General features: G+C 61.3%; 23 protein-coding genes, 1 tRNA gene and 1 pseudogene. 13 read left to right on the top strand and 12 right to left on the bottom strand.

Annotated elements, in window-relative coordinates; genetic code table 11:
- Window positions 1-119: 119 nt before the first annotated feature.
- The 4 genes from glyS to ACGKZZ_RS11260 are packed head-to-tail and all read right to left on the bottom strand — an operon-like array spanning window position 120 to window position 4,455.
- Window positions 120-2,291 (bottom strand): glycine--tRNA ligase subunit beta, encoded by a 2,172-nt coding sequence (gene glyS / locus ACGKZZ_RS11245; protein WP_411223653.1) that lies wholly within the window; start codon window positions 2,289-2,291, stop codon window positions 120-122.
- Complete coding sequence (locus tag ACGKZZ_RS11250; protein ID WP_411223654.1) at window positions 2,291-2,818, bottom strand: DUF6446 family protein; 528 nt, start codon at window positions 2,816-2,818, stop codon at window positions 2,291-2,293. The genes glyS and ACGKZZ_RS11250 overlap by 1 nt, the downstream gene beginning before the upstream one ends.
- Window positions 2,819-2,821: 3 nt before the next feature.
- Window positions 2,822-3,526: an FkbM family methyltransferase gene (locus tag ACGKZZ_RS11255; protein WP_411223655.1), complete on the bottom strand. Its 705-nt coding sequence runs from the start codon at window positions 3,524-3,526 to the stop codon at window positions 2,822-2,824.
- Complete coding sequence (locus ACGKZZ_RS11260) at window positions 3,526-4,455, bottom strand: glycine--tRNA ligase subunit alpha (protein ID WP_411223656.1); 930 nt, start codon at window positions 4,453-4,455, stop codon at window positions 3,526-3,528. The genes ACGKZZ_RS11255 and ACGKZZ_RS11260 overlap by 1 nt, the downstream gene beginning before the upstream one ends.
- Before the next feature lie 156 nt (window positions 4,456-4,611).
- Between ACGKZZ_RS11260 and ACGKZZ_RS11265 the strand changes: the two genes are divergently transcribed.
- The gene (locus ACGKZZ_RS11265; protein ID WP_411223700.1) at window positions 4,612-6,342 is read left to right on the top strand and encodes a serine protease; all 1,731 of its coding nucleotides are present in this window, start codon (window positions 4,612-4,614) and stop codon (window positions 6,340-6,342) included.
- Here ACGKZZ_RS11265 and ACGKZZ_RS11270 read toward each other — a convergent pair.
- Complete coding sequence (locus ACGKZZ_RS11270; RefSeq protein ID WP_411223657.1) at window positions 6,326-7,264, bottom strand: DMT family transporter; 939 nt, start codon at window positions 7,262-7,264, stop codon at window positions 6,326-6,328. The two genes, ACGKZZ_RS11265 and ACGKZZ_RS11270, sit on opposite strands and share 17 nt — an antisense overlap.
- Before the next feature lie 142 nt (window positions 7,265-7,406).
- Between ACGKZZ_RS11270 and ACGKZZ_RS11275 the strand changes: the two genes are divergently transcribed.
- Window positions 7,407-7,571, top strand: coding sequence for a hypothetical protein (locus ACGKZZ_RS11275; protein WP_411223658.1), 165 nt, complete (start codon window positions 7,407-7,409; stop codon window positions 7,569-7,571).
- 42 nt (window positions 7,572-7,613) lie between these two features.
- Here ACGKZZ_RS11275 and ilvC read toward each other — a convergent pair whose 3' ends face one another.
- Window positions 7,614-8,636, bottom strand: coding sequence for a ketol-acid reductoisomerase (ilvC, locus tag ACGKZZ_RS11280; protein WP_411223659.1), 1,023 nt, complete (start codon window positions 8,634-8,636; stop codon window positions 7,614-7,616).
- A gap of 134 nt (window positions 8,637-8,770) precedes the next feature.
- On the opposite strand from ilvC, the gene ACGKZZ_RS11285 reads away from it, so the two are divergent.
- The 3 genes from ACGKZZ_RS11285 (at window position 8,771) to ACGKZZ_RS11295 (ending at window position 10,881) form a co-directional block, all read left to right on the top strand.
- On the top strand, window positions 8,771-9,226 hold the full coding sequence (locus ACGKZZ_RS11285; protein ID WP_411223660.1) for an Lrp/AsnC family transcriptional regulator: 456 nt from the start codon (window positions 8,771-8,773) through the stop codon (window positions 9,224-9,226).
- The gene (locus ACGKZZ_RS11290) at window positions 9,223-9,681 is read left to right on the top strand and encodes an Lrp/AsnC family transcriptional regulator (RefSeq protein WP_411223661.1); all 459 of its coding nucleotides are present in this window, start codon (window positions 9,223-9,225) and stop codon (window positions 9,679-9,681) included. Before ACGKZZ_RS11285 ends, ACGKZZ_RS11290 begins: the two co-directional genes overlap by 4 nt.
- 75 nt (window positions 9,682-9,756) lie before the next feature.
- The gene (locus ACGKZZ_RS11295; RefSeq protein ID WP_411223662.1) at window positions 9,757-10,881 is read left to right on the top strand and encodes an aminotransferase class V-fold PLP-dependent enzyme; all 1,125 of its coding nucleotides are present in this window, start codon (window positions 9,757-9,759) and stop codon (window positions 10,879-10,881) included.
- A gap of 137 nt (window positions 10,882-11,018) precedes the next feature.
- Here the strand turns inward: ACGKZZ_RS11295 and ACGKZZ_RS11300 are convergent, their stop codons facing one another.
- On the bottom strand, window positions 11,019-11,651 hold the full coding sequence (locus tag ACGKZZ_RS11300) for a DnaJ domain-containing protein (RefSeq protein WP_411223663.1): 633 nt from the start codon (window positions 11,649-11,651) through the stop codon (window positions 11,019-11,021).
- Between the two features lie 76 nt (window positions 11,652-11,727).
- Between ACGKZZ_RS11300 and ACGKZZ_RS11305 the strand changes: the two genes are divergently transcribed.
- Complete coding sequence (locus ACGKZZ_RS11305; protein WP_411223664.1) at window positions 11,728-11,985, top strand: BolA family protein; 258 nt, start codon at window positions 11,728-11,730, stop codon at window positions 11,983-11,985.
- Window positions 11,986-11,994: 9 nt separating this feature from the next.
- Here ACGKZZ_RS11305 and ACGKZZ_RS11310 read toward each other — a convergent pair whose 3' ends face one another.
- The 3 genes from ACGKZZ_RS11310 to ACGKZZ_RS11320 all read right to left on the bottom strand — a co-directional run bounded on the left by ACGKZZ_RS11310 (window position 11,995) and on the right by ACGKZZ_RS11320 (window position 15,244).
- On the bottom strand, window positions 11,995-12,375 hold the full coding sequence (locus ACGKZZ_RS11310; protein ID WP_411223665.1) for a DUF4177 domain-containing protein: 381 nt from the start codon (window positions 12,373-12,375) through the stop codon (window positions 11,995-11,997).
- Window positions 12,376-12,382: 7 nt separating this feature from the next.
- The gene (gatB, locus tag ACGKZZ_RS11315; RefSeq protein ID WP_411223666.1) at window positions 12,383-13,897 is read right to left on the bottom strand and encodes an Asp-tRNA(Asn)/Glu-tRNA(Gln) amidotransferase subunit GatB; all 1,515 of its coding nucleotides are present in this window, start codon (window positions 13,895-13,897) and stop codon (window positions 12,383-12,385) included.
- Window positions 13,898-13,981: 84 nt separating this feature from the next.
- Window positions 13,982-15,244 (bottom strand): hypothetical protein, encoded by a 1,263-nt coding sequence (locus ACGKZZ_RS11320; protein ID WP_411223667.1) that lies wholly within the window; start codon window positions 15,242-15,244, stop codon window positions 13,982-13,984.
- 203 nt (window positions 15,245-15,447) lie between these two features.
- On the opposite strand from ACGKZZ_RS11320, the gene ACGKZZ_RS11325 reads away from it, so the two are divergent.
- Window positions 15,448-16,167, top strand: a complete 720-nt coding sequence (locus ACGKZZ_RS11325) for a transglycosylase SLT domain-containing protein (protein ID WP_411223668.1) — start codon at window positions 15,448-15,450, stop codon at window positions 16,165-16,167.
- Here the strand turns inward: ACGKZZ_RS11325 and ACGKZZ_RS11330 are convergent.
- Window positions 16,164-17,054: a lysophospholipid acyltransferase family protein gene (locus tag ACGKZZ_RS11330; protein WP_411223669.1), complete on the bottom strand. Its 891-nt coding sequence runs from the start codon at window positions 17,052-17,054 to the stop codon at window positions 16,164-16,166. The two genes, ACGKZZ_RS11325 and ACGKZZ_RS11330, sit on opposite strands and share 4 nt — an antisense overlap.
- A gap of 191 nt (window positions 17,055-17,245) precedes the next feature.
- Window positions 17,246-19,801, bottom strand: coding sequence for an aminopeptidase N (gene pepN / locus ACGKZZ_RS11335; protein ID WP_411223670.1), 2,556 nt, complete (start codon window positions 19,799-19,801; stop codon window positions 17,246-17,248).
- A gap of 156 nt (window positions 19,802-19,957) precedes the next feature.
- On the opposite strand from pepN, the gene ACGKZZ_RS11340 reads away from it, so the two are divergent.
- The 6 genes and pseudogenes from ACGKZZ_RS11340 to ACGKZZ_RS11365 form a co-directional block, all read left to right on the top strand.
- Complete coding sequence (locus ACGKZZ_RS11340) at window positions 19,958-20,221, top strand: DUF2256 domain-containing protein (protein WP_411223671.1); 264 nt, start codon at window positions 19,958-19,960, stop codon at window positions 20,219-20,221.
- Window positions 20,222-20,242: 21 nt separating this feature from the next.
- Complete coding sequence (locus tag ACGKZZ_RS11345; protein ID WP_411223672.1) at window positions 20,243-22,390, top strand: malate synthase G; 2,148 nt, start codon at window positions 20,243-20,245, stop codon at window positions 22,388-22,390.
- A 325-nt stretch (window positions 22,391-22,715) separates the two neighbouring features.
- Window positions 22,716-22,792, top strand: a tRNA-Arg gene (locus tag ACGKZZ_RS11350).
- A gap of 150 nt (window positions 22,793-22,942) precedes the next feature.
- The gene (locus ACGKZZ_RS11355; RefSeq protein ID WP_411223673.1) at window positions 22,943-24,136 is read left to right on the top strand and encodes a DUF932 domain-containing protein; all 1,194 of its coding nucleotides are present in this window, start codon (window positions 22,943-22,945) and stop codon (window positions 24,134-24,136) included.
- 124 nt (window positions 24,137-24,260) lie between these two features.
- A complete protein-coding gene (locus tag ACGKZZ_RS11360) occupies window positions 24,261-25,403 on the top strand; it encodes a hypothetical protein (protein WP_411223674.1) in 1,143 nt (380 codons plus the stop codon).
- Between the two features lie 233 nt (window positions 25,404-25,636).
- A pseudogene (locus tag ACGKZZ_RS11365) lies at window positions 25,637-26,231 on the top strand (ParB/RepB/Spo0J family partition protein); the annotation flags it as partial.
- Window positions 26,232-26,877 lie beyond the last annotated feature (646 nt).

Here is a 26,877-nt window from a genome sequence, read left to right on the forward strand (position 1 = left end):
CGGTGTGATCAGTGTCACGTCTGGGTCGTCGCGTCCCGGTTTCTGCACTGCGGCACCTTTTGGTTTGGGCGCAGCATAAGGCCGCTCTGCGCACTGGCAAGAGGTGTTTGTCCGCAGCCTCAGCCCTCGATGCGGGTCAGGTCGGCCACCTGCAGACAGGTGGTCCGGATGCTGCTGAGCAGGTTCAGGCGGTTTCGGCGCAATACTTCGCTTTCGGCGTTGACCTGCACGGCCTCGAAAAACGCATCGACCGGGGCGCGCAGATCAGCCATTGCCGCCATTGCGGTGCCAAAATCCTGTGCCGCCATCGCCGGGACAATCTTGGACTCGGCAACCTCCAGCGCCTCGAAAAGGGCGATCTCCGTCGGGTCTTCGGCAAATTTTGCATCGCCGCCGAAGGAATATTCAACCCCGTCCTTTTCCTCGGCCTGGCTCAAGATATTGTTCGCGCGCTTGAAGCCTTGGACAAGGTTTTCGCCGTCTTCGGTGTCAAGAAACGCTTGTAACGCTTTGGCGCGTTTGACCAAAAGTGCCAGATCATCATTGCCTTCCATCGCGATGCAAGCGTCGATCACGTCATGACGAATACCTTGGTCGCGCAGGTAGACTTTCAGGCGGTCGTGGAAGAAAGACAACAATTCCGGACCGTTTTGATGAGCGACCCTACCGTCTGGAAGTCTGGTCTCCGCAATGACGATTGGAGCATGACCCCTAGCAGCTGCTTCGGACGGGCCAAGACGCGAATTGACGATAGACCGGTCGATGCGCGGAAAGTGGGCATAAAAAAGGTCGTGCAGAAGTACCGAGTCGTGCTGTTGTAACACCAACCGGATCACCCCCAGCGCCGCCCGGCGCAGGGCGAACGGGTCTTTCGACCCCGTTGGCTTTTCGTCAATCGCCCAGAATCCGGTCAGTGTGTCGATCTTGTCGGCCAGCGCGACGGCCACGGAGACCGGAGCGGTTGGCACGTCGTCCGATGGCCCGAGCGGCGAATAATGCTCTTGGCAGGCGGCGCCAACCTCGGACGGCAAACCTGCGGCATCGCTGTAATAGCGGCCCATAAGCCCTTGAAGTTCCGGAAATTCATACACCATCTCTGATGCCAGATCGGCTTTGGCCATGCGCGCGGCCTGTTCCGTCAAATCCGCATCCGCGCCGACAACCGGCGCAAGTTCGCGCGCCAGGGCAGCCACGCGGTCGACCTTGTCTTTGACGCTGCCGAGCTTGTTGTGGAATGTCACGGCCTCCAGCGCATCGAGCCAGGGCTGCATCTTTTCGCCCTTCGCCACGCGCAAGTCATTGTTCCAGAAAAATTTAGCGTCGGCGAGACGCGCCGACAGAACCTTCTGGTTGCCGGCAAGGATAGTCGCGCCGTGATCGGCGGTTTCAACGTTCGCCACGGTGATGAAGCGCTCGATCTGGCCAGTCTTGGGATTGCGCACCGAAAAGAACTTCTGATGTTCCTTCATAGAGGTCTGCAACACCTCCGCCGGAAGATCGAGGAACTCCGATCCGATCTCCCCCAACAAGACGACCGGCCATTCGACAAGCCCGGCGACCTCGGCCAAGAGACCTGCGTCGTCAACAACGTCCAACCCGTTTGCGAACGCCTGATTGGTCGCATCGTGCCAGATCGCGTCGGCCCGTTCGCGCCCATCGAGAATGACATGCGCTTTCTTCAGCTTGGCCTCATAGTCGTCAAACCGGATCACATCAAATGCGTCCGGCGCCATGAAGCGATGCCCCTTCGTGCTGCGCCCCGACGTGATCCCGTCCACGTTCAATGGTACGATCTCCGATCCATCTTCGGCCGACAGCACGCAGATGATGGAATGCAGCGGGCGCACCCAGCGCAAGGTTCCGTCACCCCAGCGCATTGATTTCGGCCACGGGAAGTTGCGGATGGTGTCTTCCAGAACTTCGGCGACAATCTCTGCGGCAGGGCGGCCCGGCTTGTCGATCACCGCATAAAAAACGCGCCCCTTTTTCTCGTCGCGCTCGACCAGATCGGTGCGTGCCACACCGGCACCGCGCAAGAACCCCTCGATCGCCTTTTCGGGCGCGTCGACGCGGGGGCCTTTGCGCTCTTCTTTGACATCGGGCGAGCGGTCGGTCAGCGTATCGACCCGCAGCGCCAGACGGCGGGGCGTGGCATAGGCGGCGGACCCGGCATAGGTCAGTCCCGCCTCGACCAGCCCGTTGGTGATGCGTGACTTCAGGTCGTCTGCGGCCTTGGCCTGCATCCGTGCGGGGATCTCTTCGGAAAAAAGCTCGATTAACAGGTCGGGCATCAGTTGCCTCCGGGTTCGCGTTGCGGGCAATCGTCGCCCAGCGGCGAGCCGTCATAGGCCTTGTCGCCGCAATCGTTGATTTCGTGCCAGATATAGCCGCGTCCGTCTTCGGTGATCGCGACCACGCGGTCGATGCCGAATTCGCGGTTGCGTTCGCTGACAAACACATGCGCGCGGCCATCGGCCATGTCATCGCCGATCGCGTCGGCGTCAAAACACTCGAACCATGCCGGTGCGTTGCGCGGAGCGGCGCCGGTGTATTCCTCATAGGTGCCGCGCAAGGTCGACAGCGGGGTGCGCGTGGTAAAGCAGGCGCGATAGCGGATGGGTGAGCTGTCGGCGTCAATGGCCTTGAAATCCTCGTAGAGGATTGTCTCGCGCCGTCCGTCGAGCGTTGTCAGCTGCACATCGTCCGTCCCGGTCGGAACCACGTTTTCGTAATACGCGTAGACCTGGAGGTAATACATCGCCACCCCGGCGACGAGCGCGCAGATCAGGATGACCGCGGCAAGGAATTTTCCGGTCATCGTTTATTTCCAATCCATGTTGACGACAGGTTGCGACATGCCGGCAGCACGCACACGCAACGCGTCGGTACGCTCGGACAGTGCAGGGATGCGGCTTTCGTGGGTTTCCACGAACATGTATCCGACCCGATCCAGAACAGGGGTGTCGAACAGAGCCTCGAGCAATGGCACCTCTGCACCCTCGATGTCCATCTTGATCACGCCGACCTCTGTGTCGAGCGCTGCAAGAAACGCAGGGAAGTCGATCACGCTGACGTCAATCGCGGTCGACGTGTCGACGTTGCACTTGTCCGACATCAGCGAGGAGGATTGCGATTGTATTTCGCGATCGGTGTCAAAGGCCGCCGTGCGGTAAAAGGGCAGGGTGCCGTCCTGCGTGCCTGCGGCGGCTTCGATCACCTCGACATTTTGCAAATCGCCAAGGCGTTCGCGCAGATGCGATGCGGTCCAGGGATCAGGCTCGAACGCATAGACCCTGGAGGCATAAGGCGCCATCGCGCGGGTGTGCTGACCCAGATTGGCTCCAAGATCGATGCAGACCGTTCCCGCCGAGCGTGCGAGCGCGTCGCGAAACGCGGCTTCGGCAATCGGCGTTTCGACCAGCTTGCGCAGCTTGCGGCGGTATTTAAGCCCTATCGCCCCCGGCACATGCTGGAGCAGGGCGTATTTGGCCCGCCGCAGGGGTGTATTTCGCCCGGTGCCTGCCATCAGGCCGCGTGCCCTCCGGCATCTGTCTGCACAAACGCGTCTGCACACATCTTGGCCAATGCGCGCACGCGTCCGATGTAGGATTGCCGCTCGGTCACGGAAATCACGCCGCGCGCGTCGAGCAGATTGAAGATATGGCTGGCCTTGATGCACTGATCATAGGCGGGATGGGCCATGACGATCCGCATGCCGGTTTTCGGGTCGTCATGCGGTGCATCCAGAATACGCGCACACTCGGCCTCGGCATCCTCAAAATGGCGCAGCAGAATGCCGGTGTCCGCGACATCGAAGTTCCAGCGTGAATATTCCTGCTCGGTCTGGCGAAACACGTCGCCATAGGTCAGCGGGATCGGCGCGTCGGGATCGTTATAGGGCATGTCCATGACGTGATCGACGCCCAGCACATACATCGCCAGCCGCTCCAGACCATAGGTCAACTCGCCGGACACAGGGTGGCAATCATGCCCGCCAACCTGTTGAAAATATGTGAATTGCGACACTTCCATCCCGTCGCACCACACTTCCCAGCCAAGGCCCCACGCGCCCAGCGTCGGGCTTTCCCAGTCATCCTCGACAAAACGGATGTCGTGCAACGCCATGTCGATCCCGATGGCCCGCAGCGACCCGAGATACAGGTCTTGCAGGTTCGCCGGTGAGGGTTTGATCAGCACCTGATATTGGTAATAGTGCTGCAAGCGGTTCGGGTTTTCGCCGTAGCGCCCATCGGTCGGGCGGCGCGAGGGTTGCACGTATGCGGCGGCCCAGGGTTTCGATCCGAGCGAGCGCAGCGTGGTTGCCGGGTGAAACGTGCCAGCCCCCACTTCCATGTCGTAAGGCTGGAGCATGGCGCAGCCCCGAGAGGCCCAATAGGTTTGCAGGCGCAGGATGATTTCCTGAAAACTGCGCGGCTTTGTTACGGTCTGGTCCATCGTCGTCGCACCCCGGTTTGCGTTGGCGTCTGATTAGGCTGTGGGGCCTTGAGGGTCAATTGCACCCAAGGCTCTATTTTCGCGTTCCAGTGGCGAGACATTCTTGCTAATGCAGGGCGTTGAAACTGGTTTTTTCGGGCGGGTGACAGTCGAATGATGCGCAATGTCTTTTTTTCCATGCTGGCCACTTTGGTGTTTTGGGTCCAGCCGGTGGCGGCGCAGGACACCAGTTATATCCAGATCGAGGCACAACCGAGCCTGTCCGCGGCGGAAGGGAGGCTGCGCGATTACGCAGCTCAGCTTGCCGACGTCAACGGCTTTGATCTGGGGCGCGGATGGTACGGCATTGCCCTTGGTCCCTATCCGCGCGACGAAGCGGCGGCGATCCTGCGCAATCTGCGTGCGCGTGGCCTGATCCCGAGCGACAGCTATGTCGAAGGCCCCGAACGCTACGGCCAGCGCATATGGCCCATCGGTGCAGGCCCGGCGGTCAGTGCGCCAATCGTCGAGACACCGAGCGTCGAAGCATCCGAACCGGCAGACTCCACACCGCCGCAAGCGGCCGACGAAACACCCCGCGAGGCGCGCGCCTCGGAAGCGAATTTGAACCGGATCGCCCGTCAGGACATCCAGATCGCGCTCAAATGGGCGGGGTTTTACAACGCTGGAATCGACGGCGCGTTCGGGCGCGGCACCCGATCCGCCATGGCCGCGTGGCAACAGGCCAATGGCTTTGATGACACCGGCATCCTCACCACCGGCCAGCGGGCAGAATTGTTCCGCCAATACAACGCGGTGCTTGACGGGATGGACCTGCAAACCGTGCGCGAAACCCGTGCCGGAATCATGATTGACTTGCCCTTGGGCGCTGTCGGATTTGATCGCTATGACAGCCCGTTTGCGCATTTCGGCGCGACGGGGGCTGTCGAGGGTGCACAGGTCTTGCTGATCAGCCAACCGGGCGACCGGGACCGGCTTGCCGGGCTTTACGAGATCATGCAGACACTCGAAATTGTTCCACTCAAGGGCGACCGCGACCGCAAGCGCGACAGCTTCACCCTGACCGGAGAGAATGCAAGAATCGTGTCCCACACCGAAGCCCGGCTGACAGACGGTGCGATCAAGGGGTTCACCCTTGTCTGGCCCGCCGGCGATGAGGAGCGTCGCACCCGTATTCTGGCCGCGATGCAGAACAGTTTCACGCCAATCGACGGCGTGCTTGATCCGGCCGTGATTGCCGACGACACGCAGCGCGTCGATCTGGTGGCCGGGCTTGAGATTCGCAAACCCAAACTGACCGCCTCGGGCTTTTTCGTTGATCGTCAGGGCCGGGTGGTCACAACGCAGGCTGCGGTCGCCGCATGCGGGCGCATCACGCTCAACGGAGAATACGACGCACAGGTCGTGGCAACCGATCAGGCGTCGGGCATCGCGGTGTTGCAAGCGACGCAACCGCTGTCGCCGACGGCCGTGGCGCAGTTCAGCAACGGCACGCCGCGACTGAAGTCGGAAATTGCCGTGTCGGGCTATTCCTTCGGCGGCGTCCTGTCTTCGGCGACGCTCACGTTCGGCAGGCTTGCCGATCTGCGCGGACTCGATGGTGAGGATACGATCAGCCGTCTTGCCATCAGCACGCTGGACGGCGACGCTGGTGGTCCGGTGCTGGACGATAGCGGCGCGGTGGTCGGCATGTTGATGCCGCGCGATGCGGGCGGGCGGCAACTTCCTTCCGATGTCAGCTTTGCCACCAAGAGCGATACGCTTCGCGCCATACTGGAGCGGGCAGGCATCAGCGTTCAGGCCACACCCGGCATGGCGCGGCTCGATCCGGTTGACCTGACCGAGAAAGGCACCGCGATCACCGTTCTGGTCAGCTGCTGGGAGTGACCTCTGGCCGTTCCTTGCCGCCGAAAAGCCGCCTGAGCGCGCCCCATTGGCTGATGAAAAGCCCGCTCAGGATCAGGGCCAGCGCCAGCAAGAGGATCGGTTTGAACGGCTCTCCGAGGATGACGATGCCCAGCACGACGGACCACATCGGCACTTGGTAATTGACCAGCGACATGAACACCGGACCGGCGCTGCGAATGACCAGCACCCGCAGCAGATTGGCCCCCGCCGTCGGGAGCAATCCCAACACCGCGATGATCAGCAGGATGTTCAGCGGCGGCATTTGGGGCACGCCTTCCACGACGAACGCCGCTGGCAGCACCACCAGTGAGCCGAAGATCAGTGTTGTCGCGGCAAGCCCGAACGAGTCGATGGGCGGCAGTTTGCGCACGATGATCGAACTGATGGCGTAACACGCCGCCGCGCCAAGACAGGCAAGCCTGCCGAAGGGTTCCAGCGGGTCTCCGCTCGACGCGAAGACCTGCCCACCCAGGAGCACCGTCACACCGGCAAAGCCGACGGCAAATCCGAACACACGGCGCAGGCTCATCCGCTCTCCGGGAACAAAGACATGCGCCAGCGGCAACACCATCAACGCCACGGCTGCCATCGACACGCCTGCAAAGCCGGATGTGACGGTCTGCTGGCCCCAGCTCAGCAGCATGAAGGGCACGGCCGAGTTCAACACGCCCGAAAGGAAGAGCGCCGTCCACGCGGTTTCCTCGGTCAGAAACACGCGCCTGCCGCGCCACATCCAGAAGGCGGTGGTCAACAGGCAGGCAAAGCCGATCCGGCCACCGGCAAGCCAGAACGGCGTGATCCCGGTCAGGGCGATTTCGATGAACAGAAACGTCGCCCCCCAGACAAATCCGAGGGTCGCGATCATCGCCCAGTTGGCAGGTGTGATTTCGGGCGATTGCATGGGTCTTGCTTTCCTTTACGGCCGGTTTGCGACTGACGGCCGTGCGGAGCGGTTCCCATTGTTCACTGGGTTATCTCGTCACACCGTCGAAACCGATGCGCCTGCCTAACGTTTACTGCATGTAAATTGAAGGAGACATCTCATGGAATATCCCGCCGTACTCGGTCTGGTCGTTGTCATTCTGGTAGGCATCCTGGCCTTCGCCATTTATTCGCGAAAGAAAACCCACGAAAACCTCAAGAACGAGAAAGGCCCGATCAGCCCGCTCGATGCAGAGAAAAACCGGATGAAAGATCCCAAGGTCTGAAAGGCTCCAGCCCGCAAACCGGGCCGGAGCATGTCGTAAAGGTCAGTTCTTTTCCTTGTCGACCATCTTGCCCGCCGAAATCCACGGCATCATGCCGCGCAGCTTTTCACCGGTCGCTTCGATCTGGTGCTCGTCGTTGATCCGGCGCGTCGCTTTGAACGACGGCTGGCCAACGGCATTTTCCTGCATGAAATCACGCACGAACTTGCCGGTCTGGATGTCAGTCAGAACGTCCTTCATGCGCTTCTTGGTTTCGTCGTAGGGCAGGATGCGCGGACCGCTGACGTACTCGCCATATTCGGCGGTGTTCGAGATCGAGTAGTTCATGTTCGCGATGCCGCCCTCGTAGATCAGGTCGACGATCAGCTTGACCTCGTGCAGACACTCGAAATAGGCCATTTCCGGCTCGTAGCCGGCTTCGACCAGTGTCTCGAAGCCCATGCGGATCAATTCCACCAGACCGCCACAGAGAACCGCCTGCTCGCCGAACAGATCGGTCTCGCATTCCTCGCGGAAGTTGGTCTCGATGATGCCGGACCGTCCGCCGCCGATGGCCGAGCAATAGCTGAGGCCGATTTCCAGCGCCTTGCCCGAGGCGTCGTTATGCACTGCCACAAGGCAGGGTACGCCGCCGCCCTTGGTGTATTCGCCGCGCACCGTGTGGCCCGGCCCCTTGGGCGCCATCATGATGACGTCAACGCCGGGTTTCGGCTCGATCAGGCCGAAATGCACGTTCAGGCCGTGGGCAAACGCGATTGCCGCGCCATCCTTGAGGTTGTCATGCACGTATTTCTTGTATGTCTCGGCCTGCAACTCGTCGGGCATGGTGAACATGATCAGATCACACCAGGCCGCAGCCTCCGCGATGCCCATCACCTTGAGCCCTTCGCCTTCGGCCTTCTTGGCCGAGGCCGAGCCTTCGCGCAGCGCCACGACGACGTTTTTCGCGCCGCTGTCGCGCAGGTTCAGTGCGTGGGCGTGGCCTTGGCTGCCGTAGCCCAGAATGGCCACTTTCATGTCCTTGATCAGGTTGATGTCGCAATCGCGATCGTAATAAACGCGCATCTCAGTCACCTCGTTTTGGCGTTTCCATTGCGGTGCAGCATAGGGAGATATGTCGCGTGAGGGCTGCAAACTTCATTCCGTTTGGCCGATCTATGGGGATTTCATTCTTCATTGGCAGAGTTTATGAAGATTTCATGTTGGATTCGACCGACCTCCGTATTCTGCGCCAGTTTCAGGCGGCGCCCGACAGCCCCAGCGCGGATCTGGCCGATCGTGCAGGCGTCACCCCGACAACCCTGGCGCGCCGACTCGAGCGGATGCGGGAGGCGGGCGTGATCCGTGCGGTGCGCGCGGTGATTGACTGGCACGTCTTGGGATATTCGGTCGAGGTGTCGTTGCGCGTCACCCTCGACAAGACGCAACCGCGTGCGTTCGACGAGTTCCTTGCCGCGGCGCGTGGCGTGCCCGAGGTGATCGAGATGCAGACGTTTCTCGGACAGGTCGATGCCCGTCTCTCGGTCATCGCGCGTGACATGCCGCATTACCAGCAGGTCTATCGGGACAAGCTTCTGACCCTGCCGCATATCGCCGACATCGAGGCATTGATGCATGTTGCGCGGGTGAAATTCGACGAAACTCTGCCGTTATGATCGACCTTGATGACATGGACCGTGCGATGATCCGCATCGTGGCGCAGGATGCGCTCATCAGCGCGGGCGCTTTGGGCCGGCAACTCGGCCTGTCGCAACCCGCTGCATGGCGCAGGCTCAAGCGGCTTAGGGATGCAGGCGTCTTTCGCGGCCGGCGTCTGGATCTTGATGCGCAGGCGCTCGGGTTTGGCGTGACAGTGTTTCTGGGCGTCAAGATCGCCACCAAGGGGCGCGTCAGTCTCGATGATTTCGAGCGCGCGGTGAGCGCGATTCCCGAAGTACAGACGGTCGAGCATGTGTTGGGAGCGTATGATTACCGCCTGCGCGTCGTTGCCCGCGACATCGCGGATTTCGAACGCGTCCTGCGGCGGCGCATCATGACTTTGCCGGGCGTCGGCAACATTGATGCCAATGTCCTGCTGTCCGAAGAGCGCCTTTTGGGTCCGATCGGATAGCGGACTGCGTCCAAACAGCCTTTGCCAATCGCGCGCGGGCGCGTTACCTCAGAAGCAACTCAAGGAGGTTTGCCCATGGCGTTGCTCGACACTGTAGACCCGGACGGTCTCGAAGAATTCTCGGTCGTGTTCACCGACCGCTCTCTCAATCACATGTCCAAGACCTTTCAAACCGTCATGACGGACATTTCGTCAATGCTGAAAGAGGTCTATAACGCCGACGCCGTGGTGCTGGTGCCGGGTGGCGGCAGCTACGGCATGGAAGCGGTGGCGCGTCAGTTCGGGCAGGGGGCAAAGGCGCTGATCGTGCGCAACGGCTGGTTCTCCTATCGCTGGACGCAGATTTTCGACATGGGCCAGTTCGGTGGCGAAACGATCGCGATGAAGGCGCGCCAGACCGGCAACGACGTGTTCGCGCCCTTCGCGCCCGCACCCATCCAAGAGGTGACAGCCCGCATCCGTGAGGAAAAACCCGACATCGTCTTTGCGCCCCACGTCGAAACCAGCGCCGGTATCATCCTGCCGGATGACTACCTGACCGAACTGGCGAGCGCTGCGCATGACGTGGGCGCGTTGATGGTGCTGGATTGCATCGCGTCCGGCTGCGCCTGGGTCGATATGAAGGCGACCGGCGTCGACGTTCTGATCTCCGCACCGCAAAAGGGATGGTCGGCCAGCCCCAGTGCCGGTCTGGTCATGCTGTCCGAACGCGCCATCGCGCGGCTGGAGGATACCACGTCAAACAGCTTTGTCACCGATCTGAAAAAATGGCACCAGATCATGCAGGCTTATGAAAACGGCGGCCACGCCTATCACGCCACCATGCCCACCGATGCCTTGCGCAACTTCCGCGACACGATGCTGGAAACCCATGAATACGGGTTCGAAAAGCTGCGCGATGCGCAATGGGCTCTGGGCAATGCGGTGCGGGCCGAGCTGAAAAAGCACGGCGTTCAATCGGTCGCCGCCGACGGGTTCGGTGCGCCGGGTGTGGTGGTCAGCTATACGCAGGATCCCGAGGTGCAATCGGGCCGTGCCTTCGCCGCGCGCGGGATGCAGATTGCCGCAGGCGTGCCGCTGCAATGCGATGAGCCGCCCGAGTTCTCGACCTTCCGTCTGGGCCTTTTCGGGCTCGACAAGCTTTATGATGTGGACGGGACTGTTGAACGCCTGAAAGCTGTCCTCGACGACGTGCTTTAAGGTCGCGTCACGGCGCTGCCGGATTTGAGTGTTGGAAAAATAAGAAGCCGGAGACTGCACAGCGTCTCCGGCTTTTCTTCGACATGACTATGCAATCACCGCTCGGGGCACTCGCACTCCGGAACCCTTCATTGCGCTTACTTGAAGTTCCGGCTTTCCTTGATCTGGTCCCAGGCCCAGACCACCTCTTGCAACTGTTCTTCCTGGCTGCGGTCGCCGCCATTCATATCCGGATGCAGCACCTTGATCAGCGCCTTGTACGCCTTTCGCACCTCGGCCTTCGACCACGTGTCCTTGGCGTCAAGTATCTCGACCGCGCGCCGTTCGGTTGGGGGCAGCCGTTTGGTGATCCCCGATCCACCGCCAGTCTTGCCGGGATTGCGCGTCGCGTTTTCGCCCAGCACCTGATGCGGGTCTTCGATGCCCAACCGGGCCCAGGCCTTGGCTTCGGGATCGCGGAAATCCTTGGTGCGCCGCTCCCACACCTTGTCCGAGGTCATCTGCGCGTTCATCTCGGCTTCGGTCTTGCCATCGAAAAAGTTCCACTTGAGATTGTACTCGCGCACATGCTCCTGGCAGAACCAGAAGTAATCGTCGAGCACGTCCGGCGCCTTGGGGGCGCGGAACTTGCCGGGCTGCTGGCAGCCTTCGTGGTCACACAGCCGAACCGACGTTTCGGACGCGCCGGACATGCCCCGGCGACCGCGCGGATTCTTCTTCTTTGCCGACCTGATCGACATGTCAAAACCAAAGGGATCTGATTTGCTCATAACACTGCCTTTTCGACTCGAAGGCGACACTGTAGACGACCGGGGGGGAGAGTTAAAAGGGTAGGGCCGAAAAAAGATGTCGCGAACAGAACAAATTGAAGAACGTCTTCGCCACGCATTGTCGCCGCGAGAGCTGGTGGTGCATGACGACAGCGAAAGCCATCGGGGCCACGCCGGATATCAAGAGGGTGGCGAGAGCCATTTCACGGTCAAGATCCGCGCCGAGGCCTTTGCCGGTCAATCGCGGATCGCGCGTCACCGGATGGTGCATCGCGCCCTCGGGCCCGATCTTGTCGCCGCGATCCACGCGCTGTCACTGGACCTCGACGCTTAACTCAATACGTCAGGCGGGGCGCGTCTCTTCGGTGCCTTCCTCATAGGGTATGTCATCGGCGGAGTTATCCGTCGTTGGCTTTACCGGCGGCGCGGGCGGCGTCAGCACCGGTTCGCGCCGCTGCGGCGCAGGTGCCTCTGTCTCGTCGCTTTCGCGCAATGCCCGGCGAAACACCAGCAGCGTGCGCCATTGGGTGATCGTTCCGGTCAGCCCCTGCCGCTCTTCGGAGGGCAACACGTCGGAGCGGTGATAGGTCCAGCCTTGCACCGCCAGCTCGTTGATGGCCTGCTCGATCCCCAGCGCGAACCGGTCCTCCGGCGCCTTGACGCCTTTTGCCTTGATGCCCTTCGTCGGGGCGGGGATGACCTTGTATTCGAAGACGTCCGTCATCACGCTCTCAAAGCCCCAGTTTCGCGGTCACGATCTGGTTGACCGCCGCCGGGTTGGCCTTGCCGCCTGTCGCCTTCATCACCTGACCGACGAACCAGCCGGCGAGTTTGGGGTTCTGCTTGGCTTTCTCGACCTGCGCGGGGTTGGCGGCGATGATCTCGTCAACGGCGGTCTCGATGGCGCCTGTGTCGGTCACCTGCTTCATGCCGCGATCCTCGACGATCTGCGCCGGATCACCACCTTCGGTGTAGACGATCTCGAACAGATCCTTGGCGATCTTGCCGGAGATGTCGCCGTTTTTGATCAACGAGATGATACCAGCCAGTTGGGCCGGAGACACCGGGCTTTGCGTGATGTCGTGGTCTTCCTTCTTGAGCCGACCGAACAATTCGTTGATGACCCAGTTCGCCGCCAGCTTGCCGTCGCCGCAGGTGCTGACGACCTCTTCGAAATATCCCGCATTTGCGGTATCGGCCGTCAGAACGTCGGCATCGTATTCCGAGAGACCGAACTCCGTGACAAACCGCGCCTTCTTCTCATCCGGCAATTCCGGCAATGATGCCGCGATCTCGTCCACCCAGGACTGCTCGATCTCCAGCGGCATCAGGTCGGGGCAGGGGAAGTAACGGTAATCATGCGCCTCTTCCTTGCTCCGCATCGAGCGGGTCTCGTTCTTGTCGGGGTCGTAGAGCCGGGTTTCCTGATCGACCGATCCGCCGTTTTCCAGAATCGCGATCTGGCGACGGGCTTCAAAATCGATGGCCATCTGGATGAAGCGCATGGAGTTCATGTTCTTGATCTCGCAGCGCGTGCCGAGATGCGAGAAATCCTGCGTTTCCTGGTATTTTTCGTACTGCCCCGGACGGCAGACCGACACGTTGACATCGGCGCGCAGGTTGCCGTTTTGCATGTTGCCGTCGCAGGTGCCGAGATAGCGCAGGATCTGGCGCAGCTTGACGACATACGCCGCCGCTTCCTCGGGGCCGCGAATGTCGGGGCGGCTCACGATCTCCATCAGCGCGACGCCGGTGCGGTTGAGATCGACGAAGCTCATGGTCGGGTCCATGTCGTGGATCGACTTGCCGGCGTCCTGTTCGATGTGAATCCGCTCGATCCGCACACGCCGCGCGATGCCCGGTTCCATGTCGACGATCACTTCTCCTTCGCCGACGATGGGATGATAGAGCTGGCTGATCTGGTAGCCTTGCGGCAGGTCGGGATAAAAGTAGTTCTTGCGATCAAACGCGCTCACCAGGTTGATCTCGGCCTTCAGGCCAAGCCCTGTGCGCACCGCCTGTTCGACGCAGAATTCATTGATGACCGGCAGCATGCCCGGCATGGCCGCGTCCACGAATGCGACGTTCGAATTGGGCTCGGCACCGAATTTGGTGGATGCGCCAGAGAACAGCTTGGCTTTGGACGCGACCTGCGCGTGCACTTCCATCCCGATGACGAGTTCCCAATCGTGCTTGGCCCCGGCGATGACCTTGGGTTTCGGTGTCTCAAAGCTCAGGTCCAGCATGGCAAATCCTCTTGGCGCGAACGGGCCGTGGAATACGCCAGAGGGGGGCAGGGGGCAAGGGGCCGTGTGGCGGTCGGCGCAGGATCAACCCGCGTTGCGATTGACTTGGGCGGGCATCGTGACCGGCGGCAATCCGCGCGCGTGCCGGTCAAGCGCGGCCCAGGCGCGGTGGCGTCCCTTGGCAAGACGGTCAGCCTCGTCCAGCCGTGCGGCCCAGACGCCCTTTGCGGCGTACCAGACGCGCGGATGCACCTCGCGCAGATGCTCGGTGACGATCCAGTCGAAACATTCGGCAATGCGCATGCGCGCTTCCCGGTTCACGCCCGAAGGCTCGAGGGCGGAGCCGGTATAGGCGGCCAGAACATTGGCGGTATGTTGATCGCCCTGTCGCGCCAGAATATCGCGCAGACCCTGACAGAAGAGATCGGCATCCAGAAGCGCGAACGCATCGTCATCAACCGTCAGCGCGTCAAGATAGGTCCAGCTGTAGCCGCCAGCGCCCCAGACATCGCCTGTGCGCACCATCGTGCGGCGGGCCTCGTGTTCCAGCCGCTGATGACTGCCGAACCAACGCGGCAGCATGTGGTTGCCGAGCGCGCGCATGTAGCTGGCTGTACCGGGGGCAAGATCGATCAGATCTTCGTAATCGTCACTGGCGCGGGCGCGGGGGCGCGTCTCGGCCGACAGAAGCGTGCAGCGCACCGACGCCAGCATCGGCGAATCGAGTTCGAACGCATCGAACCCGTCGATCAGATCGCCCGCGCGCTTGAAGTGGCGGAAAAACGCGGCGCGGTGACTGGCGGGTATTTCCTTGCGCCAGCCCTCGCCGCGCCATGCCCACCCGATATCGACATGCGCCATCGCAACCACGTAGGCAATGCCGTGATCGTCCGGCACCTCCTTCAGCACCAGCTGCATCTCCTCGAGAATCGCGGCGGCCGCCATCTCGTCATCGCCCCTCACGGCGCGCGTTGCGGCGGTGATCGCATCGGCGCGGGCACCTTCGGCCAATATTTGTGCCTCTGGCACGCCACCCGGCGTCATGGCACGCAGGACGTCGGCACTGCGGATCGCCTCTCCCAATGTGGCCCAGGCGTCCTGACGCGCGAGGTACAGCCCGGATTCAAACAACGCGCCGCGAATTTCCTCTTCCTCGCTGGTTTCGCGGACCGGAAGATTGTGATGTTTCGCCGATTGAGGCAAAGCGTCGATATTGATCAGACCGCCCGTCAGGGTGGGGTGCTCCGTGGTGCCACGCGCCTTGCGGATCAGGGTCGTCAGGTTGTCCAATACAGGCATCACATCCGCTTTCGGCTGATCCGGCACGGGCGCCGGAGTTGGAATCATTGTCCCCCTAGGTTTGGTGGAAAAACATGTCGCAAATCGGGCGTCAAAACGGAAACTGGCCGGAATTTTGAGGTGCAAGCGGAACTTCGCCGGCCTTTATATTTCGCATTTTAACGAACGGTGTCGGCAAGTTTCCGCAGAAAACCGGCCGCTTCGGCGCGCTCAACTTGATATTTACGCGAAACTCCGCAAAAACCCCGCGAATGTCACGCTTGGGATTAATAGGTGTGGCGGCGTTTCTGCTTGGCTTCGGACAGTCCGTGGCCGCGACACCCGCCACCGTGGTCGACACGCAACCGGCCATCTCATTGACCGCATCCTTGCGGCCCGTGGCTCGAAACGTCACGCCACTTCCCGAAATGCGCTGGTCGCACAAGCGCGAATCCGATCGCTGGTCGCGCGCGTCCCTGTCGGCGCTTCGCAGCCATGCAAGCGCATTGCCCCGCACAGTTCCGCGCGACATTGCAAGCTGGTGCCCGGCCTATGCCACCAACGACACCTCAGGCCGCGAGGCATTCTGGATCGGATTGCTGTCGGCCTTGGCGAAACACGAAAGCACCTTTCGCGCCAATGCGGTGGGCGGCGGTGGCAAGTGGTACGGATTGATGCAGATCCTGCCCGCAACGGCGCGCGGCTATCGCTGTCAGGCCAGTTCGCGCGATGCCTTGAAAAATGGCGGTGCCAACCTCCAATGCGCCTTGCGGATCATGGCGGTGACGGTGCCGCGCGATGGGGTCATCTCGTCCGGCATGCGCGGCGTCGCGGCAGATTGGGGACCGTTCCACAGCCGGTCCAAGCGCGCGGATATGAAGGAATGGATGCGGGCGCAGCCCTATTGTGCAGGTCTCTCGCGGTCGTTGCGTCCGGTGGCACGGCCAATGCCGAGCCGGATCAACCCGGTGATCTCGACACGCGGACGCTAGGTGCGCCGCGCCGGTTGGCGCGCGCCGTTCCACAGCGAAACGCCGGGGCTTTGCGCCTCTCCCAAGGCCAGTGTCGCACGTCGTAGCAGTGCAATGCCGTCCTCTGAGTTCTCCGGCAATGCGCTCGGCGAAATCGGATCACCGATGCAGATGGCATAGGGTTGTCGGTGCTTGTTCAGCGTCTCGTGAAACAAGGTGATGTCGCGCAGCGTCGGGTGAATGGCGTCGAACAGATAAAACAGCGCCGAGTTGCGCGCCTGTAGATGGATCGGAATCACCGGCAGATCGAACTTGCGCGCCAGCATGGCAGCCGACGGCATCCAGCGCCGTTCGTGCAACCGCATCCCGCGCCGCTTGGCCAGTCGACCGGAGGGAAAAATCACGCCCAGACGCCCGTCCTGAACCGCCCGTTTGGCATACACCATCGTTTCGCGCGTTTTGGCATGGCTGCGCCTGTCTGTGCGCCACTCGACCGGCGCGATCATCGTCTCCATCTGCGGCAGCACCTTGAGAATGTCGTGATTCGCAAAGAAATACGCGTCATCGCGCACTTGGGTCAGAACCGAGTGCAGGATGATTCCGTCCGCGATCCCGGTGGGGTGATTGGAGACAACCAGTGCCGCGCCGCGTTTGGGGAGGCGATCCAGCCCGGTCACGCTCACGCGTTGCGCCAGAGTTTGGGCCAATTGATCCATAACCTGTTTGGCGGATTGGTCGCTGAACGTGTCGGCCAAGGCGACGGTTCGACCATAGCCGAGTATCCGGTTCAGTACGGGGCGGGCGAGCGACGCCGCGATGGTCTTGCGAAACAACCACGGCGCACGGTCCTCGATCAGCGGGTCGATGCGGTTTTTCACGAGGCTGTCTGTCACAGGGCGGTGTTTCACAGGCCCTCTCCTGAGAAGCGGGATTATGGCGGCATGACGAGCGCAAGATATTCCGGGCCGTGAGGCAAGTCGAAAGGTGGCGCAGAGCGGTTTGCGCGATGTCATGCCGCTTTTGTTACAACTCCGTCATCCGCCGACCGGTTCCCGCGCTTCGCCATGTCGCGCAGGACCGGGGCAGTGCGGCGCGCGGGTTATCCAAGAATGCGCGTGACCATCTCGTCGGTGTCGCGGCTCAGGTCCGGCTTGGCCTTGATCCGCTGCAATGCCTTTCTCATCAACGCCTTGCGCTCGGAATCATAGCGCGTCCAGGTCTGAAATGCCGAACACATCCGCGCGGTGGTTTGCGGGTTCTTGTCATCAAGCTTGATCAGCCAATCGGCGAGCAGATCGTACCCCGCACCGTCGCGGCGGTGAAAACCCGCGTGATGCCCGGCCAGCGCGCCCATGACCGCGCGAAAGCGGTTGGGGTTGGTCCAGTCGAACGCCGGATGTTGTGTCAGCGCGTGTGTCACCTCGACCGTGTCTCGCGGATCGGAGGCCATGACCTGGAGTCCGAACCATTTGTCCATCACCAGCCGGTCATCCTTCCACTGTTCGTGGAACTGCTGCACCGCAGGCGCGCCGGTGCCCGACCGGATCAACTGCGACAGCGCCGACAACTGCAACGTCATGTTGTCTGCGCTGTCAAATTGCCGTTGCGCGCTGACGCCTTTATCAAGCCGGGTCTTGAGCGCCAGAAGCGCGGAGCCAAGCGCCCGTTTGCCTGCCTGATCGGCATCTGGAACGTAGGGCGCATAAACCTGCATCTCTTCCATCAGATCGGGCAGCCAGAGTTTCCAGCGCGTTGCCATGTGATCGCGCAACCGCTCTGTGGCCGCCCAGATCGCATCTGGATCAGGTGTCGTGCCACGCTCGAACAAGGTTTGCGCCAGTTCCGATTGCGTCGGCCCCGACAGCATCAGCGCGCGGAACGCCGGATCGAGCGTGTCATCGCGCACCACCTGTTCCAGCCCGTCGAGCCAGAGATCGTCCGGCGCCGCCCCGTCGCGGATCATCGCCACGAGACAGTCCCGCGCCAGATCGCGCCCGGCCTCCCAGCGGTTGAAGTCATCCGTGTCATGCGCCAGCAGGAACGCGCGCTCCTCGCGGCTCACCTCGCGTTCCAGTATTACAGGCGCGGAAAACCCGCGCAGGATGGACGGGGTGGGGCGGCTCGCCAGCCCCTCGAAGCTGAAGCTCTGCTCGCTTTCCGTCATCTCCAGAACGGTCGTCGGCATCACCTCGTCACCATTCGGGTTCAGCAGCCCGACCGCGATCGGGATCACCTGCGGTGCCTTCTCGTCCTGTCCGGGTGTCGGCGGGGTCTGCTGGCGGAACGTCAAAGTGTACTGGCCGTCGCTGTCATCCCATGCCTCGCTGACCTGAAGGCGCGGCGTGCCCGATTGGGAATACCAGCGCTTGAACTGCGCGAGATCGCGGCCGGTCGCGTCCTCGAACACCTTGAGCCAATCCTCGATCGTGGCCGCGTCTCCGTCGTGGCGGGTGAAATAAAGATCGAGCGCCTTGTAGTATGCCTCGTCCCCAACCAGCCGCTTGAGCATCCCGATCACCTCGGCACCCTTTTCATAGACGGTGGCGGTGTAGAAATTGTTGATCTCCTGAAAGCTCTCTGGCCGCACAGGGTGGCTCAGCGGCCCCTGATCCTCGGGGAACTGGCGCGCGCGCAGGTCGATCACGTCGCTGATGCGCTTGACCGGGGCAGAGCGCATGTCGGAGGTGAACTGGCTGTCGCGATAGACCGTCAGGCCTTCCTTCAGGCACAGCTGGAACCAGTCGCGGCAGGTGATGCGGTTGCCGGTCCAGTTGTGGAAATACTCATGCGCGATGATCGCCTCGATGCGCTCGAAATTGGCATCGGTGCTGGTTTCGGGGCTGGCCAGCACGGCGGAGGAGTTGAAGATGTTCAGCCCCTTGTTCTCCATCGCGCCCATGTTGAAATCATCAACCGCGACGATGTTGAAGATATCGAGATCGTATTCCCGCCCGTACACCTCCTCGTCCCATGTCATCGACTTCTTGAGCGACTCCATCGCGAAGGCGCATTTATGTTCGTCGCCGGGGCGCACCCAGATGTTCAACTCCACGTCCTTGCCGGACATGGTGGTGAACCGGTCCGGATGAGCGACCAAATCCCCCGCCACAAGCGCAAACAGATACGCCGGCTTCGGCCACGGGTCATGCCACTCCGCCCAGCCATCGCCCTTTGCGGTCGGGTTGCCATTTGACAACTTGACCGGCTCATCGCCCTCGATACGCACCGTAAAGATGCTCATCACGTCGGGGCGGTCGGGATAATAGGTGATCTTGCGGAACCCTTCGGCCTCGCATTGCGTGCAATACATGCCGCTCGACATGTAAAGACCCTCAAGCGCGGTGTTGGTTGCCGGGCTGATCTCGACTTCGGCCTCCCACACAAACGGCGCATCGGGCACGTCATACCGTACACCTTCCGGTGTCACCTCTGGTTCGATCGGCGCGCCGTCGATCTTGGCCCAGACCAGCGTCATATCCTCGCCATGCAGGAAAAACGTCCGGCCAGCCGTCTCGGGATTGGGTTTGAACCGGATACGGCTGATCACCCGCGTGGCGGTCGGTGCCAGACGGAAGGTCAGATGCACGTCCTCCACCACAAAGCCGAACGGTGTATAGTCGCTGAGATAGATTGTCTGGGGGGCGGCGTCTTTCATGGGGCAGGCTCCGGATGGGTTGATGCAACAGGGCGTTGAACTAGCTAGAGTGTTAGGCCGACGCCCGCGCGCCTTCAACCGGATTGCCACTCTGTCGGCGCGCATCAAAGCAAAAGACATCTGCCGCGAAGCAGCCTGACCGAAGGACGGACCGACATGCCCAGGACCCGCAAGAAATCCGACCTTCCCAGCAAGATCTGTCCGACCTGCGCGCGTCCCTTCACATGGCGCAAGAAATGGGAAAAATCCTGGAACGACGTGCGGTATTGTTCGCAACGATGCCGGACCACGCGGGGTCAACCTGCATCTTGCGACAGAGAGTTGGCCGCATTTTCAAATAATGCCGAACAGCGTTTCGGCCACAAAGACCGGCCATCCATATTGCGTCCCGGGCGCGGAAATCCTAATGGAACACCATAGTATACAATGAGGACTGCGGACATGGCCACCCGGATCGACCGTCACGGTTTGCAAATCGACCATACTTTGTGCGACTTTATCGAAACGCAGGCATTGCCCGGCACCGATGTCGAGGCGGATGACTTCTGGCAGGCGCTATCAACGCTGGCGCATGAGTTCGGCCCAAGGAATGGTGAACTGCTCGCCATCCGCGACGATCTCCAGACCAAGATCGACACCTGGCACATTCGCAACCGGAACCAGCCGCATGACCACGAAGCCTATAAGGCATTCCTGACCGAGATCGGCTATCTTCTGCCCGAAGGCGACGACTTCGAGATCAAGACTGCAAACACCGACCCCGAAATCGCCAACGTGCCCGGCCCGCAACTGGTCGTGCCGATCACCAACGCGCGCTACGCGCTGAACGCCGCCAACGCGCGGTGGGGCAGCTTGTATGACGGCTTTTACGGCACCGACGCGATGGGCAGTCCGTCGCCCAAGGGCGGTTACGAGAAGGGGCGCGGTGCCCGTGTCGTTGCCCGTGCGCGGGTGTTTCTGGATGACGCGTTTCCGATCGAAGGCGGCAGCCATGCGGACGCGCGGCGCTACCGTGTAAAGCGCGGCGCGTTGTTGATCGATGATATGCCGCTCGCCGATCCGGACAAGTTCATCGGTTACACCGGCCACCCCAAGGCGCCAGACACGGTGCTGCTGCGCAATCACGGATTGCATGTCGAACTGGTCTTTGACCGCACCCATTTCATCGGCAGCCGCGATCAGGCAGGCTTGGCCGATGTCCGGCTCGAAAGCGCGATTTCCGCGATCATGGATTGCGAGGATTCCGTTGCTTGTGTCGATGCCGAAGACAAGACGCTGGCCTACACCAATTGGCTTGGCCTGATGAAGGGCGACCTGACCGACAGCTTCGAGAAGGGCGGCAAGACCGTCACCCGCGCGCTCAACCCCGACCGCACCTATACCGGCCCCGATGGCAACGACGTCACGGTCAAGGGCCGCGCGCTGATGCTGGTGCGCAATGTCGGACACCTGATGACCAACCCTGCGATCCTGCTGAAAGACGGCTCGGAAATCTACGAAGGGCTGATGGACGCGATGGTCACCACGCTCATTGCCAAGCACGATCTGAAGAAGACCGACGGCGCGCGCAATTCGCATCACGGGTCGGTCTATGTGGTGAAGCCCAAGATGCACGGGCCGGATGAAGTGGCCTTTGCCGACGAGACCTTCACCTTTGTCGAATCCGCGCTGGGCTTGCCGGAATACACCGTGAAACTCGGCATCATGGACGAGGAACGCCGCACCTCGGTCAACCTCAAGCAATGTATCCGCGCCGCCAAACACCGCGTCGCCTTCATCAACACCGGCTTTCTCGACCGCACCGGAGACGAGATTCACACCTCGATGGAAGCGGGCGCCTTCAGCCGCAAGGACTTCATCAAGCGCAAGGCCTGGATCGGCGCCTACGAGGATCGCAACGTCGATATCGGTCTGGAATGCGGCCTGTCCGGCAAAGCGCAGATCGGCAAGGGCATGTGGGCCATGCCCGACCAGATGGCGGCGATGCTCGAGCAGAAGATCGCCCACCCCAAGGCCGGTGCAAACTGTGCCTGGGTGCCGTCGCCGACTGCCGCAACGCTGCACGCGCTGCATTATCACAAGGTCGACGTGTTCGCCGTGCAGGACAGACTGCGCCAGGGCGGTCGGCGGGCGCATGTGGACACCATTCTCGACATCCCGCTCGCCGCCTTCCAGAAATGGTCGCGCGAACAGGTCACGCGCGAGGTCGAGAACAACGCACAAGGCATCCTCGGCTATGTGGTGCGCTGGATCCAACAAGGCGTCGGGTGCTCGAAAGTGCCGGACATCAATAATGTGGGCCTCATGGAAGATCGCGCCACATGCCGCATCTCGGCCCAGCATATCGCCAACTGGGTGCACCATGACATCATCTCCAGAGACGACACGATGGACATCATGCGGCGCATGGCGGTGGTGGTCGATGAACAGAACGCCGATGATCCGTTCTACACACCGATGGCCCCCGGTTTCGACGGAATCGCCTTCAAGGCCGCATGCGATCTTGTCTTTGACGGGCGCGAGCAACCCTCGGGCTACACCGAACCGGTGCTGCACAAGCGTCGGTTGGAACTCAAAGCCGCACAGTGACACAACTTCCGGCCCGTGTTTCTTTGGGCCGGAAATACCTCGGGGGTCTGGGGGCAGAGCCCCCATGCGCCTTGAGCGACATCTCTCGGAGCGAAACTTCGTCCAAACCGCTTTTTTACGTTTGCGCCACCAAGACCTTCTGCGTATAGACGCCGACAGGCACCCGTAGCTCAGCTGGATAGAGCGCTGCCCTCCGAAGGCTGATGTCAAGGGTCCGTTGTGTGAAAGTGAGTGGAAATAAACGTTTCAGATCAGTGGCTTGCGGGACTGCCGATCTTTGCTTTAATCCCGCGGAAAATTGAAGTAAGCACTGCGTAAGCAGTTTGCACCCATAGCTCAGCTGGATAGAGTGTCGCCCTCCGAAGGCGAAGGTCGTAGGTTCGAATCCTACTGGGTGCGCCACTTCCCCTTAAATTTAGCGGTTTTCTGCCCTGCGACGATGCCGCGGGCCCCTGCTTTTCAACGTCTTGAGAGTCAGAGGCGGGCAGGGAGGGCCGTGACGGGTTGAGGGCTGGAGGAGAGGCCTCCGGCGCCCGTCGCGGAGGTTTTCCCATGAATACCGAGATTATCGATGCCCGTCCCGACACCAGCGGCGGCTACAGGGTGGATGTGTCGCGCGGCACGAATGTGGACCGCGTGTCGTCCGAGTGGTTCTCGCGGCCGGATGACGAGCGGTATCTGTCGCTCGACGATCTCTTTTCATCCGTAAAAGGCCGGGCGGAGCGGAGCCGGACGCGCACGGTGGAGAGTGCTGCGATCCGGGTCGAGGCCCATCGCGACGATCCGGAGAAGCTGGGACTTGTCCTGCCCGGCGCGGACGAACCCATCGCGCCGACGCATTGGTCCTTCGGCCAGCTCTCGAGCCTCGTCGGCGCCCCCGCGGCTTATCTGCGGCAGCTGCCCGCCCCGCTGGCGGGGATCAACCTGCAATACGGCCTGACCAACCACCGGGCCGAGCAGATCAAGACGATGGAGGTCGCGAATGGCCGCACCGAACTGCGCGCTGTCACCGGCCCCGACTATGGCCGCATCTACGACCACGAGCTGGTCTCCGCCGTCCAGCGCATCGCGGGCAACGGCACGGGCGACACACGCTGGAAGGTCCCGGGCGTGCTCGACTGGTCGACGGGCATCTACAACCCGCACGTGGACGTGACGAAGGAGACGACGACGCTCTACGCTTCCGACCGCGACGTGTTCCTATTCCTCGTCGACGATCTGAACCCGATCGAGGCGGGGCTGCTGCCCGACGGCTCGCCCGACCTCTATTTCCGGGGGTTCTATTGCTGGAATTCCGAAGTGGGGGCCAAGACGCTGGGCATCGCCAGCTTCTACCTGCGCGCGGTCTGCCAGAACCGCAACCTATGGGGCGTCGAGGACTTCCAGGAGATCACGATCCGCCACTCGAAATACGCCGCCTCGCGCTTCGCCCACGAGGCCGCCCCGGCGCTCAGTCGCTTCGCCGAGTCCTCGCCAGCGCCCTTCATCGACGGGATCCGGGCGGCGCGGGAGAAGATCGTCGCACGGTCGGACGAGGATCGGCAGGACTTCCTACGCAAACGCGGGTTCTCGAAGGCGGAGACCGGTCGGATCGTCGAGACGGTCCTTGCCGAGGAAGGCCGCGCGCCCGAGAGCGTCTTCGACTTCGTGCAAGGGATCACGGCGGTGGCCCGGTCCAAGCCGCAGCAGGATGCGCGGCTGGTGATGGAGGGGAAAGCGAAGGTGTTGTTGGAAAGGGCGCTTTAATCCTCGATATTGGGTGGCGGGCACAAGTGCACCGCCACCTTGGGGCCACAAGGAAAACAAGTCTGGTCCGCGAAGCTTGTACCATCTAATTGTCGTTATGCTGGATAAGGAGCAATCAGAAGTCATGTATATTTCGATCACCTTCCCCGTTGCGGACTTTCGCAACTTGCATCGCGAAAATGCCGGAAGGCTTGATCGGCCTGCTTGGGGGAGGACCGATCCTCAGGCGCAATTCGCCCGTGGCTTTGGAGCTATACATACGCGGACAAAGTCTGGAAATGGATTTTCTGGAGAGAATTACTATGCCGATTGCGACAACCTAATTCGTTATCCGGAGCAAATATTCGTATCACCTTTTGCTGATTTCAATCGCCCAATTCTTGCTTACCCATTCTATCGCCGGTTCTTTTTCGATGGTCAGATGGCTGGCAGATTTGAACTAGGTTTTCGCCTCAACGAAGGATCGCTTGCCGACATCTCAGTTACTAGAGGCGATGCCCAGTATATTGCATCCACTTTGGCGAAGAAGCTTCTTGATGAAGAGGTTCGAGTACAGCTCGTTGACGGCAGAGAGCTGACGCAGCCTTTTTCGAACGCGATGAATGCTCTTCGCGATGGATGGCTTCTCAGCAGCACAAAAACGAAGGCACTAAGTACGTTCGACATCTCAACTGTTGGGGCCAACTATGTCGGCGTGGGGAAGCCATTCGTATTTATTAGGGCTGGGAACCAGACAAGGCTGGCAGAGGAACGCCAGAAACGGAATCTCCTCGATCAAGATGACTTGAGGTTATTTCTTACACGATCTGGGTCACAGGGCCAAATTTTTGATACTGCCGTAATCCAATCTCAAAGGGACTTGGATGATGAAAATGCAAATGAACGACTTGCGAGGCTGTTTTACTCGCAGCTGAGGACACTTGTTTTTGCACATTCATTCTATTTGCGCCAGGTTGAGGCAGGACTGATCTCTGGTCCGAGGTCTCTAGAGTCCGCGCTCAAATCACTTGTTGACCGTCTATCGGCCTTGGAGCCGGTAGAAGATCAACATGGCGACGCACTGACCTGTGAAGCACTGCGTCAGATTCTCAGGAGTGCGGATATCGACGTTGCTCGCATGAGCCGCGAAATAGACGAACAGCTTAAACCCGGGTGGCTTAGGCGCAACCTTGGAGGTTTTTTCGGCTATTTCGACAGGAAAGCTGACTTGGCAATTGAGGCCGCCGCAGGTGCTGCGACTAAGCAGCTACTCTCCGGCGGCCCTTAAAATATTGGGCAGCACCGAATGCTTAGCCCGTCTATGCCGGTGAGGGAACCAACCCTCTTGCTTCAGAAATAGTATGGCACGTTCGCCATTGCAAGTGGTGATGGTGGGAAGTTTCGCGGTGTCGTCATCGATCTATCGTGGCTCTCTCAGAGTAAGAGGTGGGCCGGGTTTTCCGTGACGGGTTTGGAGGTCGGGAGAGAGGCTCCCGGCTGGCCTGTCGCGGAGATATCCCGATGACAAAGCAACAGAAAATCACCCTCAGCGCCTCGCGCGACATTCCCTTCAACAAGCTGATGCTCAGCCAGTCGAACGTGCGCCACGTCAAGGCCGGTGTGTCGATCGAGGAACTGGCCGAAGACATCGCGCGGCGGACGCTGCTGAGCTCCATCACCGTGCGGCCGGTGCTGGACGACAGCGGCGCCGAGACCGGCATGTACACGATCCCCGCCGGTGGGCGGCGGTTCCGGGCGCTCGAGCTGCTTGTAAAGCAAAAGCGCATGAACAAGACAGCACTTGTCCCCTGCATCGTGCGCACGGACGGACTGGCCGAAGAGGACAGCCTCGCCGAAAACGTCCAGCGCGCGCCGCTACACCCGCTCGACCAGTTCCGCGCGTTTCAGTCGATGCGGGACAAGGGCCGCACCGAGGAGGAGATCGCCGCGGCCTTCTTCGTCTCGGCCAGCGTGGTCAAGCAGCGGCTGAAGCTCGCCGCCGTGGCACCATCGCTGCATGATGCCTATGCCGAGGAGGAAATGACGCTCGACCAGCTCATGGCCTTTACGGTCAATCCCGATCACGCGCGCCAGGTTCAGGTCTGGGAGGCGCTGCAGCGGCACTATTCGCGGCAGAAGGAAGCCACCGCGGAAGTCATCACCCGGGCCGAGTTCATCCGTGCCCTGAAACGCGAACTGCCTCCGGCCATCGCCGAGCTTCAGGCCGCCAACATCGCTCCGGCCGACATGCCGCAATCGGCTATCGGCCCCGGCATGGGCGTCTTCTCGCGCTACAAGGCCGTGCTGGAATCCGACGACAGTCCGATGACGGTCAAGGCCGCGCTGCAGCTGATCAACCGCGAGCTCGACGAATACCTTGGCGGCATCCAGGGCGAGTTCGATGCCGACACCCGCTTTGCCATCACCTGGTTCGAACAGAACGGGCTGAAAGCTGGCGACTATGGCACGGCGAACAACATCGCCACAGCGCGCGGCATCTCGGTCGAAAGCGTGAAGCATGCCGGGATCGTGGAGAGTGCCGCCGGAAAGGTGCGCATCCTGAAGCGCGACGAGATGGACCCGGAGTGGGAGCCGGATGCCGACACCCATCTGACCATCTGGGAAAGCTGCCAGCATCTGGTGCGGCTGCACGAGAAATACGGGATCGGCTATGAGGCGGCCGTGATGCTGAAGAAGTTCGGCGCCAAAGCCGGCGATGTGCGCGACCTCGCCTATGTGCTTTACAACATCTGCGAAAAGCG

Source organism: Marivita sp. S2033 (genome assembly GCF_046592965.1).
Taxonomy (GTDB): domain Bacteria; phylum Pseudomonadota; class Alphaproteobacteria; order Rhodobacterales; family Rhodobacteraceae; genus Marivita.

Bases quoted from the DNA above. Each gene is read 5' to 3' on its own strand.
- ACGKZZ_RS11290 (WP_411223661.1), top strand. From the start codon at position 9,223: ATGATCGACCTTGATGACATGGACCGTGCGATGATCCGCATCGTGGCG.
- ACGKZZ_RS11340 (WP_411223671.1), top strand. From the start codon at position 19,958: ATGCCCAGGACCCGCAAGAAATCCGACCTTCCCAGCAAGATCTGTCCG.
- ACGKZZ_RS11260 (WP_411223656.1), bottom strand. From the start codon at position 4,455: ATGGACCAGACCGTAACAAAGCCGCGCAGTTTTCAGGAAATCATCCTG.
- ACGKZZ_RS11355 (WP_411223673.1), top strand. From the start codon at position 22,943: ATGAATACCGAGATTATCGATGCCCGTCCCGACACCAGCGGCGGCTAC.
- ACGKZZ_RS11310 (WP_411223665.1), bottom strand. From the start codon at position 12,375: ATGACGGACGTCTTCGAATACAAGGTCATCCCCGCCCCGACGAAGGGC.
- pepN (WP_411223670.1), bottom strand. From the start codon at position 19,801: ATGAAAGACGCCGCCCCCCAGACAATCTATCTCAGCGACTATACACCG.
- glyS (WP_411223653.1), bottom strand. From the start codon at position 2,291: ATGCCCGACCTGTTAATCGAGCTTTTTTCCGAAGAGATCCCCGCACGG.
- ACGKZZ_RS11320 (WP_411223667.1), bottom strand. From the start codon at position 15,244: ATGATTCCAACTCCGGCGCCCGTGCCGGATCAGCCGAAAGCGGATGTG.
- ACGKZZ_RS11305 (WP_411223664.1), top strand. From the start codon at position 11,728: ATGTCGCGAACAGAACAAATTGAAGAACGTCTTCGCCACGCATTGTCG.
- ACGKZZ_RS11345 (WP_411223672.1), top strand. From the start codon at position 20,243: ATGGCCACCCGGATCGACCGTCACGGTTTGCAAATCGACCATACTTTG.
- ACGKZZ_RS11285 (WP_411223660.1), top strand. From the start codon at position 8,771: ATGTTGGATTCGACCGACCTCCGTATTCTGCGCCAGTTTCAGGCGGCG.
- ACGKZZ_RS11295 (WP_411223662.1), top strand. From the start codon at position 9,757: ATGGCGTTGCTCGACACTGTAGACCCGGACGGTCTCGAAGAATTCTCG.
- ACGKZZ_RS11300 (WP_411223663.1), bottom strand. From the start codon at position 11,651: ATGAGCAAATCAGATCCCTTTGGTTTTGACATGTCGATCAGGTCGGCA.
- ACGKZZ_RS11360 (WP_411223674.1), top strand. From the start codon at position 24,261: ATGTATATTTCGATCACCTTCCCCGTTGCGGACTTTCGCAACTTGCAT.
- ACGKZZ_RS11255 (WP_411223655.1), bottom strand. From the start codon at position 3,526: ATGGCAGGCACCGGGCGAAATACACCCCTGCGGCGGGCCAAATACGCC.
- ACGKZZ_RS11325 (WP_411223668.1), top strand. From the start codon at position 15,448: ATGTCACGCTTGGGATTAATAGGTGTGGCGGCGTTTCTGCTTGGCTTC.
- ilvC (WP_411223659.1), bottom strand. From the start codon at position 8,636: ATGCGCGTTTATTACGATCGCGATTGCGACATCAACCTGATCAAGGAC.
- ACGKZZ_RS11265 (WP_411223700.1), top strand. From the start codon at position 4,612: ATGCGCAATGTCTTTTTTTCCATGCTGGCCACTTTGGTGTTTTGGGTC.
- gatB (WP_411223666.1), bottom strand. From the start codon at position 13,897: ATGCTGGACCTGAGCTTTGAGACACCGAAACCCAAGGTCATCGCCGGG.
- ACGKZZ_RS11270 (WP_411223657.1), bottom strand. From the start codon at position 7,264: ATGCAATCGCCCGAAATCACACCTGCCAACTGGGCGATGATCGCGACC.
- ACGKZZ_RS11275 (WP_411223658.1), top strand. From the start codon at position 7,407: ATGGAATATCCCGCCGTACTCGGTCTGGTCGTTGTCATTCTGGTAGGC.
- ACGKZZ_RS11250 (WP_411223654.1), bottom strand. From the start codon at position 2,818: ATGACCGGAAAATTCCTTGCCGCGGTCATCCTGATCTGCGCGCTCGTC.